The sequence below is a fragment of the Chitinophaga sp. 180180018-3 genome, assembly GCF_037893185.1.
Lineage (GTDB): Bacteria > Bacteroidota > Bacteroidia > Chitinophagales > Chitinophagaceae > Chitinophaga.
Window position 1 is genome coordinate 3,590,928 of the sequence record NZ_CP140772.1, and the last position, 17,573, is coordinate 3,608,500.

Sequence of the window (17,573 nt, forward strand, 5' to 3'; positions counted from 1 at the left end):
ATTCAGGTCAATAAAAGCGATCTTAGATTTTAATTATAGCGTCAAAAGTAATAACTAGTTTTTAGTCCACCAAACCAATAGACTAATATAAATACTGGTAGATAAATTTACCGGTTGCATTTTAGGTGGAAGCGGGAAATTATTTGTACGGTAAATTACACTGTCCGGAACCGGACACACGATAACAAAAGCGGACAAACAGATACCAGATTACTCTTTAAAAATCAATTATTTATAAATTGGCATCTGGTTAGTCGATCTGCTTACACATCAATGCCATATGATTAGAAATCTATTAATAGTTTCCTGGCGGAATTTCCGCAAGCATACGGGGCATAGTCTGTTGAACCTTGCGGGGCTTATCATGGGGCTTACCTGTTGTTTCTTCATTGCGATATACATAAATGACGAAAACAGTTACGACCGCTGGGTACCGGAACACGAAAGGGTTTTCAGGATATCTGCATCAATAAAAACACAGGACAATGACCGGATCAATTTTGCGCTGACGCCGGGTACGCTGTTTCAGGCGTTCAAAGCATTTCCGGAGGTAGCTTCGTGTGTGCGCATTTTCGACTATGGCAGCAGTGCAGTGATCAGCACCGGCGATCAGAAAAAGATTGCTGAAAAGGCAGTTTACTATACCGACAGCACGCTGCTAACCGTACTCTCCTACCCGCTGGCCGCCGGAGATCCTCATACAGCAATGAACAGCGCGGATGGTATCATGCTGACAGAAGAAAAGGCGCAAAAGTATTTCGGTAAACAAAGCAATTCAGCAGACTACCTGAACAGATTGTTAGATATAAATGGCACAAAATACCGTGTTACCGGTGTGCTGAAAAATATTCCATTCAACACTTATTTCCGGCCGGATTTCGTTGTTTCTACGGTGGGTATTCTGAACAAAGATTGGTTTAAGGATATAGCCGGCAACTGGCATGGTACAGCAGTACATACTTTTGTAAAGCTGGGTTCCGGCGTATCCGGAGAAACCTTTGGCAGCAAAATACGTTTCCTGGCCTACCAGTATGTAGGCGATGAAATAAAGGCTAACGGTCAGGAATATACGTATGTTACGCAGCCACTGGCGGATATACATCTGCATTCCAATTTCCGTTATGAGCTCAGTAAGAACACTGATATCATGTACGTGCGTACACTTTCCTTCATTGCAATTTTCATTCTGATTATCGCGGGGATCAACTTTGTGAATCTTACTACTGCCAAAGCTGCCGGCAGGGCAAAGGAAGTGAGTGTCAGGAAAGTGATCGGTGCACGACGTGGACAGCTGATGCTGCAATTCCTGACAGAGGCCCTGATCATGTCGGGACTGGCATTTTTGGGTACCGTCGTATTGATTGCAGCGTTTCTGCCATTGTTCAATAACCTGGCGGACAAACACTTCGCGGTGGCACAACTGCTGGCGCCCCGTACGGTCATGAGCGGGATAGGGATTAGTCTTGCTATCGGCCTGCTCTCAGGCATTTATCCGGCTGTTGTTCTATCCGACTTCCATGTTTCCCGTATTGTTCAGCGTCATCACCTGCGGAAGCAGGGTACCTCACTCCGGAATGTATTGGTGGTTACACAGTTCTCTATTTCCATCCTGCTAATTATTGCTACAATAGTGGTATATAATCAACTCCGGTTTATGCAGCAGCATGATCTCGGCTTTGATCAGTCGCAGGTATTGGTGCTCCCTGTTAACGGAAAAGATGCAGCAGGTAGCGTACCAGCTTTGCTGGAGCGCTTCAAAACAACAGCAGGCGTTATGTCGGTTACCGCCTCCAGCTCCGTTCCTGGCGGGGAATTCGGCAACAACCTGATACCGTTGAAAGGCGATCATAGTAAGCAAACCGATACACGATTATTATCCGCCGATGATCAGTTTCTGCGCACCTATAATATTCAACTGCTGGCAGGCAGGCAATACAGTATGAAGCTCGACACAGGCCGGTGGATAAGTGATGTCATGATTAATGAAGCTGCATTACCTTTTTTCGGATGGAAAACACCGGAAGAAGCCATTGGCAAGGAGTTCGACTGGGGCTGGGGAAGGGTTTGCGGGGTATACCGAAATTTTAATTTTACTTCCCTGCAGCGTGGTGTAACTCCGCTGGCTATATTCTACAAACCAGGCTGGATAAATTATATCAGCGTTAAAATGAATACGCGCAATGCGTCCGGAATATTAACCCAACTGGAGAAAACCTGGCAACAAACAGTTCCTTCCATGTCGTTCAATTACTTTTTCCTGGACGATGAATTCAATCAGCAATACCGCGCGGAACAGCGGCTGGGTAAGCTATTCATACTATTCTCCATATTTGCCATTGCTATCGCCTGTCTCGGATTATTCGGACTTGCGTCCTTTACAACCGAGCAACGCACCAAAGAAATTGGTATCCGCAAAGTACTCGGGGCCAGTGTTACGGGCATTACCTGGTTGTTGTCGGGTGATTTCCTGAAGCTGGTATTATGGTCATTCGCCATAGCATTTCCGGTGTCCTGGTGGGCCATGAGCCGGTGGTTGCAGGATTTTGCATACCGGGTATCATTGAGTGCGTGGATATTTATTGTTGCCGGAGCCGGCGCCATCGTAATAGCGCTGCTTACAGTGAGTGTACAGGCAATTAAGGCTGCACTGGCTAATCCGGTTAATAGTTTGAGATCGGAGTAAAAAAGAATAGCCGCCAGCGTTTAATTAAAAACTGGCGGCTATTCTTCATTTGTAATACCTATTTCATAAAAATCACCACATCATCTCCTTCCGGCTCTGCATCAGCAAGAGATTCTTCCCAACCGTTGTGCAGCTTGAAGAATTGTGGCAATCCGCCGAGTAGTTCAAGCCACCCGCTCATTTCATCGGAAACCTCCAGCACATCTCCCTCACTGGTTTGAAATACGAGGAAAATCACTTCACCGGGATACGCATAAACTTTATATCCTGAAATACGAGTCACCTTTTCCCAGTAAAGGGTATCGTCGATGTCTTCATCATATTTAACAGAAAGCTCCTGTTCGTCAAATTGTATATCCATATCCCAAAGGTATGAGTTTTATGACCATGAAACGCCAGCAGCTATTTCAGCCGGCTGAGCACATCTTTGATGGCTTTGGCCCAGTCGTTTCCCAGTGCTGTGGCTCCTTCCACGTTCGGATGCAGCTGGAAAATGCCTGACTTACCATGCTCCTGTGCAAATAGTTCAGGATGCTTTTTAAAATAACGGAATCCGCCGGTATAACCAGTGAACACCTGTCCCGGGTGGCTGCGATGGTAGGCGGCTACGATATTGTTGAGCACCGGGTAATAAGTCTGCAATCTCGCAAGGCCTTCCGCCAGATAGCGGGCGCCGTTATGCGTGTTGGGGCTATACCAGATCGGGTGATGCAGTATTACAATACAGCCCGGATAGGCAGCCAGCAATTTGTCTACGATCGTAGTAACATTTGTTCTGTAATTTTCAGGCGATACAGGTGCACCATTAGGCCCTTCGATGGCGCTGTCGTTGGTGCCCAGCACCATAGAAAATACCAGGGTAGCATCTTTCGTCTGCTTAAATACATCAGCGGCCTTTATAACGTTATTGAATAAACGATTAGTAGCCGGCAGGAAATCTACCGTAGTGGAGCCACTCACTCCCTGATTGCTGAAGTCGAATGTTACGGCGGGCATTGCCTGTTTCAGCCATTCCGCAGCCCTCACAGGCGGAGCTTCCTGCAACGGGTGAGGCAATCCGGCTCCCTGGGTAATACTGTTCCCGATAAAAATGATGTTCGCCTTTCTGAGCTGAGCGTTGGTTAGTCCGGGTAACAACAACGCCAAACAAACCACGATAAAGTTGTTTTTCATTGCAACGTGTAATTGAGGAACGTAAAATAATATCTTCAACATTATTTTTCTCCGGAAAAATTTTTACAAAACCATTTGGTTATATATATTTGTAGCCGAATGGTAGCCAGCCATTCCATCTTCATCATTAAAAACAAATTACCATGAGCAACAAACCACTGGTCATTGAACGTACGCTTGATGCACCTGTAAAGGCGGTATGGGAAGCTATTACCGACAAAAACAAGATGAAGCAATGGTACTTTGATCTTGCTGCCTTTCAACCTGTAGTGGGGTTTGAATTCAGCTTCTTAGCCGGTTCGCCGGAAAAACAATATCTGCATCTCTGCAGGATCACGGCAGTTATACCTGAAGAAAAGCTCAGTTATACCTGGCGTTATGACGGGTATCCGGGCAGTTCAGATGTAACGTGGGAGCTGTTTCCGGAAGGTGACCGGACAAGACTGGTACTTACCCATACAGGTCTGGAAAGCTTTCCTTCCGGGGAAGATGCAGCATTTGGCGTGGAAAGCTTTACCAAAGGCTGGACTTATATCATCGGTACGAGCCTGATGGAATACCTGACCGCCAAAAGCTAAAGACTGTCTACAGTTACCAGTGCCGGAGATTCGAACATACTAATCGGGGAAATAATTTTTTCAGATAGCGGAATATTGTTTCCGTAGATCTTTTTCATTTGTGCTTTTACTTCGGGGCTTTTCAGGTCGAAATCCCGCAGTTCCTGCAGTTTCCCTATTTCCAGTCCGGTGGCGGATTTATATATTTTCCAGACAAGTTCTGAACAATAGACACGCTCATCCGACCAGCCAAAGTAGAAATCGTAGTCTTTCCCTTTAAATTGTTCCCCTGTTTTTTTCATGCGGCTAATGACATCCGGTGTTAATACTGCAGTAGCATTGCGTAATCTTTTGATCACATAATGTCCGTTCTTTCCCCGGGCAATCCATTGCTGCAAGGGAGTATAGCATACCGGCTGGATAGCTTCATAGACATACCATTCATTATCCCGTTTAAAAATTATTCCGCAATGACTATATTTGGAGTGTGTTGCGAGCTGAATAGCCTTACTCAAATCAGAAGTGGATATCTGGAAAATAATATCGCCTTCCTGAACGTCAGGAATCAGGCGTAGTGGTTGTTTAATAGTCTGTATATGTGGCAGCAACCTTTTTCCGGCCAGTATTCCACCAGAAGTAAGTATAACTGCAGTAATAGTAATGAGTATCCTTTTCGCCAACGACATAACCCTGTTTTTGAGTAAAAGTATCAAAATATATATAACCCGTAAAAAATGAATGAAGTTCTAATTGTACCCGCCATTGTTGCGGAGGCAGAAATGTTACAACAAATAGCCCGGCAGACGTTCCTGGAGAGTTTTGCGGAAAGCAACACCGAGGAAAATATGAAAATGTACATACAGGAAAGCTTTGCTATCCCTAAGCTGGCTGCGGAGCTGAACAACCCGGATTCCGAGTTTTACTTTGCAATGCTGAAAAATCAGCCAATCGGTTATATGAAAGTTAACCTGCGCGGAGCGCAAACAGAACTTTATAACAGCCGGGCGGTAGAACTGGAACGCATATACGTATTAAAATCACATCAGGGTCAGAAGATTGGTCAGCAGCTGTTTTCCAAAGCGTTGGATATTGCGCGGGAAGCCAAGGCGCCTTTCCTCTGGCTTGGCGTATGGGAACATAATACCAATGCTATCGGCTTTTACAAACGACAAGGGTTCACTGAATTCGACTCACACCAGTTCAAACTCGGTGGCGATATACAAACCGATATCATCATGCGACTGGATTTGCCGGCATAGTGAATCAGCGATAGATCGACAATAATACGGGTCGTTCTGCCTTATCGATATATGGTTGTATTGTAGCGAAATAATCAGGATTCAGGGTGGGGCAACCATCGCTGCGGCATATCCCCACCTCCTGCGCTGCAGCGGGAACGCAGGCATTACTGGATCATTCTCCGCCTTTCACTTTCATCTGCAGCGTATATATCGCTTTTTTGGCGGTGATAAAAAGAATATCATTGTTCTTACCCCCAAAACACGCGTTGGCTGTCCATTCTTCGGGAACAGGTATAAAGCCAATCTGGCGGCCTTTCGGGCTTACGACGGTAATTCCGTTACCACACAAATAAATATTTCCTTTCTCATCGAGCGCAAGGCCATCCACTGTTTTTTCCGCCATCAGTCGTTTCGCGGATAAGGTACCATCTTTGTTTACCCGGTAGGCATATACCTTATTATCGCCTATATCGGCAACGTATACACGCTTTCCGTCGCGTGTGCCGATAATGCCATTCGGTTTTTTGATGTCATCTGCAGCGATGACAGGTTCTTTGGCGCCCGGAGCCAGGTAATAGACTCTCTGCTCTTTGATATCGGGCTGCGTGCGGGTCCAATAGTCGCGCTGGTAATACGGGTCCGTGAAATAGATCCCTCCATTCGGAGCTATCCATACATCATTGGGGCCGTTCAGCAATTGCCCCTTGAAATTATTAACCAGTACATTTACTTCTCCTTTGGGAGATATGAGCCACAGCTGGTCTTTCTCATCTGCGCATGCTACCAGGTTTCCCTTACGGTCCATATACAGCCCGTTAGCGCGACCGGCTTTATCCATAAAAACGGATAAACGGCCTTCCGTATCATATTTCCATATTTTGTTTTCGGGCTGGTCAGTAAAATAAACATTCCCTTCTTTATCGGCAGCAGGACCTTCTGTAAAAGAGAATTGTTTTGAAACCAGCTCCACCCGTGCACTATCGGCCACAGTCGGAGGCAGGCCCTCCTGCGCTATTATAGGCGTGCAATACGAGTATAGCATCACTAACATGGAATAGATCCTGAATCGCATATTGTACCATTATTTTCACAATGGTACACAATCCGGCGGTAAATTTTTTCTAAAATAAGTAAAAGGGCAAACGCCGCGCAGCGTTTACCCTTCCGGTTATTGGTTTCTTCCATACAAAAAACCAAGATATGTCGGTCATGAAAATAACCGGCCCCATTAGCTATGCTTATGTCTTGGGGATAAACAGAATCGAGAATAAATTTTAGATATTGGTTGATGACAAATGGTAAAGAGTGTATAATACAGTGTGACAGTTGTGTAACTGCATAAGGTTGATAGTTTTCGTTGTGCTTAGTACATGTTAAAGCCCCGCGACAGATTGGCTGTCGACAGGACATTGGTTCGTAATATTTTGGGGTAACCAACGCTGGACGATATCTACCCGATTTTAGAATGGCGTCCTTTATCAGGCATAGTAAACTTCAGAGTAACAATTTTCTGCGCCCTGGAGTGCAGAACATAGGTAGTGCAATTATTATCATTTCTTTCAAATGAGGATCTTTACTTGCATGGTTTATCCACCGGGCATAGCCGCTACCCGTTGGATGCTACCTCATGGAGAAAGGTCGAGTACTGATTACGGGGGCAAAATTATCGTGATTAACGACCCTCTCATAGTACAAAAGCGACAACTTTTCTGTTTATTCCATTATTTTATGTAATCTGATTGTATTTTTCAGTTCGTCTTCATGAATAAAAGAGGGAGTGATTCCGGCAAATTTCTTGAAGTCCCGTATAAAATGCATCTGATCGTAATACCCGCTGTTATAGGCTATTTCCGTCCATGTTTTCTGCGGGAATAATTCTTTCAGCTGGTAGGCTTTGCAAAACCGGATAAGGCGGGCATATTGTTTAGGCGGCATTCCGAGCCGTTCGGTACACCTGCGTTCAAACTGCCGGAGACTGAGGCAGGCCAGGGAAGCCAACTCTTCCATCGTAACATTGCCGGCACTGTTTACCATTACTGCCATGGCTTTATCGACTGGCAGAACAGGCTTGAGTTTGGATATTTTTTTCAATAGATAAAACTCCGTTATGCTTATCATGTGATCCCAGTCTGTTGCTTCTTTCAGTCGCTCCGTAATCTCATCGATCTCATTGCCGAGCAGCAGGCGGGTATCAAAATCCTGTTCATAGATCTCGGAAATGGGAATCTTCAGGAGGCGGTGCAACCCGCTGGGTTGAAAGGCAATACACAGTGCCAGGTGGCGGCTGCCCATATCAAGGGTTACCGCCTGCTCCTGCGGGCCTATGGTCACGCATACAGGCTTAGTGATAAAACCGTCGTTGCCCGGCTTTAACACCTTGATGGGATCTTCCAGATAAAAAATAATATAACGTTGGTAGGCAGGCACAAACCTGTAAATATTCGTTAACCCCTGGCTTTGGGTAAAGTCAACCTGGTAGATACTTATACAGTTCACCAGATCCTGCAGCGCAGGATGCGGCTTATAAATTTTTGCTTTCATTATAGGTTTCGGCTATAGATACTCAGTACTTCATCTGCGAACAAATATAAATAAAAAGACAACTAAGCTCCCAAATTAACTTATCTTATGGCATCTAACTACAATTATCCAGATGAGAATTGCTATTACGGGTGCCTCAGGTTACATAGGAAGTGTACTGGTGCCTGTATTACTATCCGAAGGGCATCAATTACAACTGCTTACCCGCAAACCGGCGGCAGCAGCTACTGCTGCCGGGGTTACCTATATAACCGGAGATTTGCTGGACGAAAACAATTTGCGTACCCTGGTAACCGGCGCCGAGGCGGTGATACACCTTGCAGCAATGATTTCCGTGGATGACCGGCCTGATGAAACCGTTTTCAGGGTAAATACCGAAGGTACCCGGTTGCTGGCCGGGGCGGCCCGCGCTGCAGGTGTCGGGCGATTTATACATCTCAGTTCTGTAACAGCATACAACCAGGCTCCCTATGACGAGCGCATGGATGAAAAACGGGGTGCCACAACGGAAACCCGCTACGGGTACGACTACTCGAAGGCAGTATCTCAGGCCATTGCACTGGCACACAACGGGCCGGATATGGCAGTGGTGGTGCTGGCGCCTACAGCGGTAATGGGACCATTCGACCAGCAGCCATCGCTGATCGGCAAGGCTGTTGTTAAAATTTATCAGCGAAAGATCCCGGCATTATTTCCCGGCGGGGTCGACTTTGTAGATGTGCGGGATGTGGCCGGCGCGATAGCAGCGGCACTGCACCGTGGCACAGCGGGGAGTGCCTATTTGCTAAGCGGTACCTGGGCCTCGCTGGTAACGCTGAGCAGGGAAATAGGCAGGGTCAGCGGGCGGCGTATAGCCCTTCCCGTTGTACCGCTATGGCTGGTATTTGGGATGCTGCCACTGGTAAGGTTCTGGGCTCGTATTACAGGCGGGCCGCCATTCTATACCCGGCAATCGGTGTATAATCTTATATTGAGCAATAAAAAAATAGATCATGCGGCTGCTACAGCGGAGTTGGGATTCGAGCCGCGGGCATTTACAGCAACCGTTGAGGACACCATCAACTGGTTCAGACAAACAGGCGTTATCAGATGACACATCATTTACCGTTCGGGGAATACGTGGTTTTTATTTATTGCTGGGTGGCACTGGGTATCGCCGCCGGTATTTACCTGCTGTGGCGCGAAGCGCCCTACGGCCGTTACAGCAACAACCGCTGGGGACCAATGATCAGCAACAAAATGGGCTGGTTCATGATGGAAACCACTGTATTGGTATCGTTCCTCATATGGATCCCCTTTCGTACCTTTCAATGGCAATCCCCCGCGGGATTCATGATGCTTTTATTCATCATGCATTATCTGCACCGCAGTTTCGTATATCCGTTCATGATACGTACCCGGGGCAAGAAGATGCCGCTGGTGATTATGGCATCCGCCATATTGTTCAATACGGTGAATGGTTCATTACTGGGGATCTGGTTCGGCAGTTTTGCGCACTACCCTGATAACTGGTGGAGCAGTTTTCCTTTTATTGCCGGCACTATACTTTTCCTGCTGGGCATGGGAATCAACTGGCGCTCGGATTATCACCTGATCCGGCTCAGAAGCATTCATGAAACCGGCTACAGGATACCTGTAGCGGGATTATTCAGGTACGTTTCCTCTCCCAACCTGGCAGGTGAGCTCCTGGAATGGAGTGGTTACGCACTGCTGACCTGGAGCCTCCCTGCATTGGCCTTTTTAATATGGACCTGTGCAAACCTGGTACCACGTGCACTGGCTAATCATCAATGGTACCGGCAGCAATTCCCTGAATATCCGGGCGAACGAAAAGCACTCATACCTTTTATCTGGTAACTTTAACTGCTTATGTCGAAGAAATACAGTCAGCTGAAAGCATCGTTTGTAATAGCCAGGGCCAGTTTGCAGGCCACCCTGCGCAGTCCTGTTTCTATCGTGTTTGCCCTGTTGTTCCCTATCATCTTTGTAACTGTATTCGGTGCGATGGTCGACAGCACCGCTGTGAAGGTCAACATCAAATTATCGCCACACAGTGATACCAGTAATCCGATGTATCCTGCCATTAAAGCAGTGAGCATTTTCAACCTCACTACAGGTGATGATTCAGCAACGATGATTGCTGACCTGAAGAAAGGAAGGATTGCGGGGATCATCTGTCTGCGTTCACCGGTGATAGTGAATGGCATCCCCCACTTCAATACAGATCTGCTGGGCAGCAGTGCGGTAGCGGATAAGACGCCGCTGATACAGGCAGCCCTGCAAACAGCCGCCCACCAGGTAAACCAGCAAATACTGCCCGACGCGCCGGTAGCAGCTACTGTTCATAGTGTACAGGTACCGGGTAGAACTTATCGCCAGATAGATTTTATTCTACCGGGGCAGCTTGGTTTTTCGCTGTTGATGGCCGGCGTATTTGGCTCTGCCTTCCTGTTGTTCAATCTCCGTCATACACTGGTGCTGAAAAGGATATACGTTACTCCTGTTAGCCGTACTGCGCTGCTTTTCGGCGAAATGCTGAGCCGCCTGTTGTTCCAGATCATCTGCTTTATTATCATCACCGCACTCGGATATTTTGCATTTAAATTTACCCTCATCAATGGTTTACTTACATTCCTTGAAATGTTGCTGTTATCCGTTTTCGGCCTTGTTGTGTTCATGGGCATCGGCTTTATCATCAGCGGGTTAATCCGCCATGAGAGCTCCATTGCGCCGGTAGCCAACACCATCACGGTACCACAAATACTCCTGTGCGGATTGTTTTTCCCGGTGGAAAATTATCCCGTATGGCTACGCAGTTTCTGTGAGATGTTACCACTCACTTTCTTTGTAGATGGACTTAGAAAAATAGCTTTCGAGGGATTACATATCTGGGAGATTCCCACGCAGCTGGGTGGTCTCATGGTATGGGGCGCCGCCATAGCACTACTATCGGTAAAGCTTTTTAAATGGGAGTAAATATTGCATCCGCAGCTACATTCTCCACAGGCCGGCTCTTGTAACCCTCCGGCCTTTGTGTCTTCTTAAACAACCTGTCAGCAACACTTTCCGGATATTTAACAAAAGATACGGCCTTTGCTGTTAAACTTTCCGTATGCGCATTTGTTTAATCAACTTCAGTTTTGCAACAGAAACCAGTTGGAGCTTTGAATCAACTGGAAGTCAAATTTTTTCTTATGAGCAGATCTGTTATCGTTGTTTTTTTCCTGTTTACGCTGGGGGCGTGTAGCAACAACAAGGGCGCAGGAAAACAGGCTACTATTACGTCGTATCCTGTAATTGAGCTGAAGCCCCGGAACGCCGTAATTAACGCTGACTATCCGGCTACGATACAAGGGATTCAAAATATTGAGATCCGGCCTAAAATCGACGGGTATGTGGAAGCCATCTATGTTGACGAGGGGGCTGCGGTAAAGAAAGGGCAGCTCTTATTCAGGATCAATGCACCTCAATATGAACAGAATGTAAATACTGCTGAGGCGAACATCAAAATAGCTGTTGCCGACGTAAACTCAGCACAGATGCAGGTTAACAAGGTGAAGCCGTTGGTAGAAAAAGACATTGTAAGTGCCTATGAGCTGGAAGCTGCGGCGTATACCCTTCAATCTAAAAAAGCAGCCCTGGCGCAGGCCGAGGCAGCACTTAAAAATGCCCAAACCAATCTTAGCTATACAGTGATCACCAGTCCTGCTGACGGAGTGATCGGAATACTGCCCTATAAAATAGGCAGCCTCGTAAACAGTACCACTCCAAGCGCACTGACTACGGTGTCCAACATCTCCCAGATCTATGCTTATTTCTCCATCAACGAACGGCAGGGACTTAATTTCTTTCTCTCGTCCAAAGGGGTTACCATGCAGGAAAAGCTGGCAACGCTTCCACCGGTGACATTAGTGCTGGCGAACGGTGTGTTATTGCCGAAAAAAGGAAAAGTGGAAACGGCCAGCGGGCTGATCAATCCGCAAACCGGCGCTATCAACATGAGAGCTACTTTCGATAATCCCGATGGACTGGTCAGGAGTGGCAGCAGCGCGGTGGTGCGTATTCCCACTAATATCGACACTGCCCTGCTGGTGCCGCAGAAGGCTACTTTTCAGATACAGGGTAAACTATTTGTTTATGTATTGGACGCCAATAACAAAGTTAGATCTGTTGACATAGGATCCAATGCCAGTGAGGCAGGACAATCATTCGTAGTACAGCATGGCGTAAAAGCGGGAGATAAAATAGTGGTAGATGGCATCAGCAATCTGCGGGAAGACCTGGAGATCAAGCCTCGCATAGTCAGTGCCGACAGTGTTTATAGCAGTCTGTAACCATCAACCGATCCTTTTAAAAGTATATCATGTTAAAGAGATTTATAGAGCGGCCGGTGTTATCTACAGTAGTGTCGATCATTATTGTAACCCTGGGTATACTCGGACTGGTTTCATTGCCGATTTCCCAATATCCCGATATAGCGCCACCCACCATACAGGTACAGGCATCCTATGCGGGTGCAAATGCAGACGTAGTATTGAAAAGCGTGATCGTACCGCTTGAGCAGCAGATCAATGGTGTGGAGAATATGGATTACATCACCTCTACGGCTGGAAATGATGGTTCCGCCAACATCACGGTAAGTTTCAAGATCGGCAGTGATCCGAACATGGCAGCGGTGAATGTACAGAATGCGGTGGCAAGGGCCACTCCGCTCCTGCCGCAGGAAGTAACACGTTCAGGCGTTACCGTGCAAAAGAAGCAAACCAGCAATCTGTTGATCTTCTCTGTATACAGTACTAATCCTTCTTTTGATCAGACTTTTCTGCAGAATTATGTAGACATCAATATTATCCCGGTGATCAAGCGTATACAGGGAGTAGGCGATGCATCGGCGCCCGGACAAATGGACTACTCCATGCGCATCTGGCTGAATACACAGGCCATGGCCTCTTACGGACTGGTGCCGGCGGATATCACAGCAGCGCTGGCAGAGCAGAATATACAGGCAGCGCCCGGACAGTTCGGAGAGCGGGGCGGACAAGCCTTTCAATACGTTATACGTTATCCGGGTACGCTTACAGATACTACGCAATTCGGGAACATCGTGATCAGGTCCAGTTTGCGCAGCCGGTTGCTACGTCTGAAAGATGTGGCGCGCATAGAACTGGGAGCACTCAGTTACTTTAACAGTACACGCACCAATGGTTACCCGGCGGTATCAGTAGATGTGGCGCAGGTAGCGGGTTCCAACGCCCGCGATGTGATCACGCAAACGCTGAAAGTAATGGAAGATGCTTCCAAATCATTTCCAAAAGGAGTTAAATATGTGGTACTACAGAATGTAGATGATTTTCTGATGGCCTCCATCGATAAAGTATTGCATACCCTGTTTGAAGCCTTTATACTGGTATTTGTGGTAGTGTTCCTCTTTCTTCAGGATTTCCGGTCTACCCTGATCCCGGCTATATCCGTTCCGGTGGCCATCATCGGCACATTCTTTTTCCTGAAAGTTTTTGGTTTCACCATTAACCTCCTGACGTTATTTGCGTTGATTCTGGCGATCGGTATCGTAGTAGACGATGCCATCGTAATAGTAGAAGCCGTGCATGCCAGGCTGGACACGGGTTACCGGTCGGCCCGCAAGGCGAGTATTGATGCGTTGGGAGATATATCTGCTGCTATTATTTCCATTACGCTGGTGATGTCGGCCGTATTTGTACCAGTGAGTTTTATCGGCGGATCATCCGGTGTTTTCTACAAACAGTTCGGATTAACGCTGGCTATTGCCATCATCCTTTCTGCTATCAATGCGCTGACACTTAGTCCTGCCCTATGCGCTATTTTTCTCCGCCCACACGGCAACGGACATACGAAAAAAGGTTTCCTTCAGCGGTTTTACAGTGCATTTAATGCAGGGTTCGAAGGTATAACAAGGCGCTATACCACTACCCTGCACTTCTTTAGCAGACGCATTTGGATACCGATGTTGATCCTGTTATGCTTTTGTGCAGGGCTGGCAATAATTGCCAGGATAACCTCCACGGGGTTTGTACCGGAAGAAGATCTGGGCACCGTTAATTGTAACATCAGTCTGCCGCCGGATGCATCACTACAGCGAACAGATGTTGTTGCCAGGAAGATAGAAAAGATAGCCACCACCATTCCTGAAATCAACAATGTACTGGCGGTGACGGGCCGGGGCCAGTTGTCTGGTAATGGCAGCAACTATGCCATGGTGGTCATGCGCCTGATACCCTGGAGCAGCCGGCAGCGGACCATACAGCAGATCATTGCAGAGCTGAACAAAAAGGCCGCAAATATTACTGAGGCGGAGATCAAGTTTTTTGCGCCACCTACCATACAGGGTTTTGGCGCATCAAATGGCTTTGCCTTCCAGCTGCAGGATAAAACCGGTGGTGATATAGCCCGCTTTTACAAAGTGAGCAGAGATTTTCTCAGCGCGCTGACTGAACGGCCGGAGATCCAGTTTGCCACTACTTCTTTCAATCCTAACTTCCCACAATACCTGATGAATGTGAATGTACCGAAAGCGAAAGATGCCGGCCTGACAGTGACCGACATTACGAGTGCCATGCAGGGATATTTCGGGGGAATATACGCCTCCAACTTCAACCAGTTCGGGCAACAATACCGCGTGATGGTACAGGCTTCTCCCGAATACAGGATGACGCCGGAGAGTCTGAACGCCGTATTTGTTCGTACAGGCGCCGGCGTGATGGTGCCCATCACCGAGTTTGTAGACCTGACGCAAACCTATGGCCCACAAGCCATCACCAGGTTTAACCTGTTCAACTCTATTAGTGTAAATGGTACACCCAATCCATCTTACAGCTCCGGACAGGCCATAGCAGCTATCCAGCAGTCGGCCGCAGAAACGCTGCCTCCGGGGTTTGGGTTTGAGTTTTCAGGTATCACAAGAGAAGAGCTGGCAGGTAACAGCCAGACCATCTTCATCTTCCTGTTATGTCTCATTTTTGTGTACTTACTTCTGAGTGCACAGTACGAAAGCTATATATTGCCGCTGGCCATTCTGCTGGCCATACCGGTAGGAATATTTGGTGCATTCCTCTTTGCATGGCTATTTGGTATCAGTAATAACATCTATGTACAAATCACCCTTATTATGCTCATTGGGTTGCTGGCAAAAAACGCTATCCTGATTGTTGAATATGCAGTAGAAAGACGAAGAGCAGGTATGGATATTGCGGAAGCCGCCGTGAGTGGTGCACAGGCAAGACTAAGACCTATTCTGATGACGTCGTTTGCATTTATCCTTGGGCTGATACCGCTGATGATCGCTACCGGCGCGGGCGCCAACGGTAACCGGTCTATCGGTACAGGCGCTGTGGGAGGCATGCTCATAGGCACCCTGTTCGGCATTTTCATCACACCAGCATTGTTCATTATCTTCCAGACACTACAGGAAAAAATAAGAAAATCCCCATCAAGGGAAGATGAAGATGAAGGTACTACCATGCCCGCTTTGGCGGAATAATTTGGAGCAGCAGAGCGCATTATAACAAAAGAATAAAACATGAAGCAACCTATCAGATTACATATGGCCGTAGCCGTTATTATCGCAGGAATGCTGGGTGCATGCCGGGTTACGAAACCATATCACGCCCCCCGCATCACTGATAATAACCTGTACAGAGATGTAAGCAGCACAGATACCACCAACATTGCCGTTCTTCACTGGAAAGAAATATTTACCGATACGCTGTTACAGCAGCTGATAGATGAGGGCATCCGTAACAACCTGGATTTGCAGGTAGCCTGGTCGCGTATGCGGCAGGCAGCGGCGGTATACTCACAGAGCAGGCAGGCGCTTTACCCAACGATCAATGCCAATGCGGGCGCAACCCTGGCGGGCGCCTCCAATCAGGTGAATACGGGCAGAACAGTGATAGATCAGCAGTTTAGCGTGGGACTGGCAGCTTCGTGGGAGGCCGACATCTGGGGCAAACTGCGGAGTGCCAGGCGCGCCGGCCTGGCATCCATGCTACAGGCCACCGCCAATGCACAGGCTGTGCAAACCGCTCTGGTAGCGAATATTGCCGATGCCTATTACAACTTGCTGGCATTGGATCAACAACTGCATATCACCCAGCAGACAGTCATCAACTGGCAGGCAACCGTAGAAGTCATGAAAGAGCTGAAAAAAGCCGATGTGGTGACCGGAGCCGCAGTGGTGCAGAGTGAAGCCAGCAGGTATGCTGCGGAAGTAACGATTCCTGACCTCAGACAATCCATACGGCAAACGGAAAATCAGCTGAACCTTTTACTTGGCAGGACGCCAGGGCCGGTGGGTCGCGACAGTCTTGATGCGCAGCAGCCGATTATGCTGCTGCAAACAGGCGTACCGGCGCAATTGCTGGCTAACCGGCCCGATGTACGCGCAGCCGAAAACAACCTCCGTTATTATTTCGAGCAAACAAATGTAGCAAAGGCCTATCTCTACCCAACCCTGAGCATATCGGCCTCCGGAGGTTACACCAGCTATTATTCACTGACTGGTCCGGGGTCGTGGATCAGCAACCTGACAGCCGGCTTGCTGCAACCTTTATTCAATCAGGGCGTGAACAGAACAAGACTGAAGGTAGCGCAGGAACAACAGCAGCAGGCTGCCCTCGGCTTCCGCAGTGCGGTGCTGAATGCCGGCGGAGAAGTATCAAATGCGTTGTATACTTACCAATCGGCAATCGATAAAGCTAATACACGCAAATTGCAGTTGCAGAATCTGCAGCTGTCAGTAGATTATACACAGGAGCTGGTAAGATATGGCTTTGCCAATTATACGGAAGTACTGAACGCGCAGCAAAGCCTGCTCGCCGCGCAACTGGGCAAAATCAATGACCACCTGCAGCAACTACAGGCAATTGTGTTTCTATATCGTGCATTAGGCGGGGGATGGAGATAATATGGTTCACTGTACCATTACCAGCACGAGGCGAAAGCCATCAGGATCCAGCAGGTTTACAGCATTCTCGTTCCAGAAAGGATTTCTGGCTTTTACTTCCGTTGTTCCCGCTTTTCTGGCTTTGCTCAGCATGCGGGCAAATACTTCTTTCGATTCCGGATACAGTACAAGAAAGTCGTCTTCATCAGTCTCGTGTACAGGCGGGTCGGCCGATACCGTATAGGCCAGGTGCCAGTTCTCACCCGGGATGCCCAGGAATACACCATCGTAACCATGACGATCTTTGAAAGATCCAAGTTGCCGGAATCCAAGTACATCCTGGTAAAATTCGATGATCTTTTCTAAGGAGGCAGTATGTCGTGCTACTCTTAATCTCATATCTCTAATATACATATCCTGCCGAATAAAATAACCATCCCTTCCGTACCACTTAAATA

Annotated in this window: 15 protein-coding genes; 9 read left to right on the forward strand and 6 right to left on the reverse strand. The window is 47.6% G+C overall.

Annotated features, from left to right (window positions below):
- Positions 1-280 precede the first annotated feature (280 nt).
- Positions 281-2,683 (forward strand): FtsX-like permease family protein, encoded by a 2,403-nt coding sequence (locus tag UNH61_RS14195; RefSeq protein WP_326992608.1) that lies wholly within the window; start codon positions 281-283, stop codon positions 2,681-2,683.
- Between the two features lie 58 nt (positions 2,684-2,741).
- Here UNH61_RS14195 and UNH61_RS14200 read toward each other — a convergent pair whose 3' ends face one another.
- Both UNH61_RS14200 and UNH61_RS14205 read right to left on the reverse strand, forming a co-directional pair.
- Positions 2,742-3,044 carry a hypothetical protein gene (locus tag UNH61_RS14200; RefSeq protein ID WP_326992609.1) on the reverse strand — a complete coding sequence of 101 codons (303 nt, stop codon included), beginning with the start codon at positions 3,042-3,044 and terminating at the stop codon, positions 2,742-2,744.
- A 41-nt stretch (positions 3,045-3,085) separates the two neighbouring features.
- Positions 3,086-3,856, reverse strand: a complete 771-nt coding sequence (locus UNH61_RS14205) for a GDSL-type esterase/lipase family protein (protein WP_326992610.1) — start codon at positions 3,854-3,856, stop codon at positions 3,086-3,088.
- A gap of 143 nt (positions 3,857-3,999) precedes the next feature.
- Between UNH61_RS14205 and UNH61_RS14210 the strand changes: the two genes are divergently transcribed.
- Positions 4,000-4,434, forward strand: a complete 435-nt coding sequence (locus tag UNH61_RS14210; RefSeq protein WP_326992611.1) for an SRPBCC domain-containing protein — start codon at positions 4,000-4,002, stop codon at positions 4,432-4,434.
- Here UNH61_RS14210 and UNH61_RS14215 read toward each other — a convergent pair.
- Positions 4,431-5,099: a YiiX family permuted papain-like enzyme gene (locus tag UNH61_RS14215; protein WP_326992612.1), complete on the reverse strand. Its 669-nt coding sequence runs from the start codon at positions 5,097-5,099 to the stop codon at positions 4,431-4,433. The genes UNH61_RS14210 and UNH61_RS14215 overlap by 4 nt on opposite strands.
- Positions 5,100-5,147: 48 nt before the next feature.
- On the opposite strand from UNH61_RS14215, the gene UNH61_RS14220 reads away from it, so the two are divergent.
- Positions 5,148-5,672 (forward strand): GNAT family N-acetyltransferase, encoded by a 525-nt coding sequence (locus UNH61_RS14220; protein ID WP_326992613.1) that lies wholly within the window; start codon positions 5,148-5,150, stop codon positions 5,670-5,672.
- 154 nt (positions 5,673-5,826) lie between these two features.
- Here the strand turns inward: UNH61_RS14220 and UNH61_RS14225 are convergent, their stop codons facing one another.
- Positions 5,827-6,726: an SMP-30/gluconolactonase/LRE family protein gene (locus UNH61_RS14225; RefSeq protein ID WP_326992614.1), complete on the reverse strand. Its 900-nt coding sequence runs from the start codon at positions 6,724-6,726 to the stop codon at positions 5,827-5,829.
- Between the two features lie 641 nt (positions 6,727-7,367).
- The gene (locus UNH61_RS14230; RefSeq protein WP_326992615.1) at positions 7,368-8,195 is read right to left on the reverse strand and encodes a helix-turn-helix domain-containing protein; all 828 of its coding nucleotides are present in this window, start codon (positions 8,193-8,195) and stop codon (positions 7,368-7,370) included.
- Between the two features lie 112 nt (positions 8,196-8,307).
- Here UNH61_RS14230 and UNH61_RS14235 point away from each other — a divergent pair, with 112 nt between their 5' ends.
- The 6 genes from UNH61_RS14235 to UNH61_RS14260 all read left to right on the forward strand — a co-directional run bounded on the left by UNH61_RS14235 (position 8,308) and on the right by UNH61_RS14260 (position 17,136).
- Entirely contained in the window at positions 8,308-9,288 is a 981-nt protein-coding gene (locus UNH61_RS14235; RefSeq protein WP_326992616.1) for an NAD-dependent epimerase/dehydratase family protein, read from the forward strand.
- Complete coding sequence (locus UNH61_RS14240; protein WP_326992617.1) at positions 9,285-10,052, forward strand: DUF1295 domain-containing protein; 768 nt, start codon at positions 9,285-9,287, stop codon at positions 10,050-10,052. Before UNH61_RS14235 ends, UNH61_RS14240 begins: the two co-directional genes overlap by 4 nt.
- Positions 10,053-10,064: 12 nt before the next feature.
- Entirely contained in the window at positions 10,065-11,171 is a 1,107-nt protein-coding gene (locus UNH61_RS14245) for an ABC transporter permease (RefSeq protein ID WP_326992618.1), read from the forward strand.
- A 218-nt stretch (positions 11,172-11,389) separates the two neighbouring features.
- Complete coding sequence (locus UNH61_RS14250; RefSeq protein WP_326992619.1) at positions 11,390-12,529, forward strand: efflux RND transporter periplasmic adaptor subunit; 1,140 nt, start codon at positions 11,390-11,392, stop codon at positions 12,527-12,529.
- Positions 12,530-12,558: 29 nt separating this feature from the next.
- Positions 12,559-15,711, forward strand: coding sequence for an efflux RND transporter permease subunit (locus UNH61_RS14255; protein WP_326992620.1), 3,153 nt, complete (start codon positions 12,559-12,561; stop codon positions 15,709-15,711).
- 39 nt (positions 15,712-15,750) lie between these two features.
- On the forward strand, positions 15,751-17,136 hold the full coding sequence (locus tag UNH61_RS14260; RefSeq protein ID WP_326992621.1) for an efflux transporter outer membrane subunit: 1,386 nt from the start codon (positions 15,751-15,753) through the stop codon (positions 17,134-17,136).
- Positions 17,137-17,142: 6 nt separating this feature from the next.
- Here the strand turns inward: UNH61_RS14260 and UNH61_RS14265 are convergent, their stop codons facing one another.
- Complete coding sequence (locus UNH61_RS14265; protein WP_326992622.1) at positions 17,143-17,514, reverse strand: VOC family protein; 372 nt, start codon at positions 17,512-17,514, stop codon at positions 17,143-17,145.
- Positions 17,515-17,573: the final 59 nt, after the last annotated feature.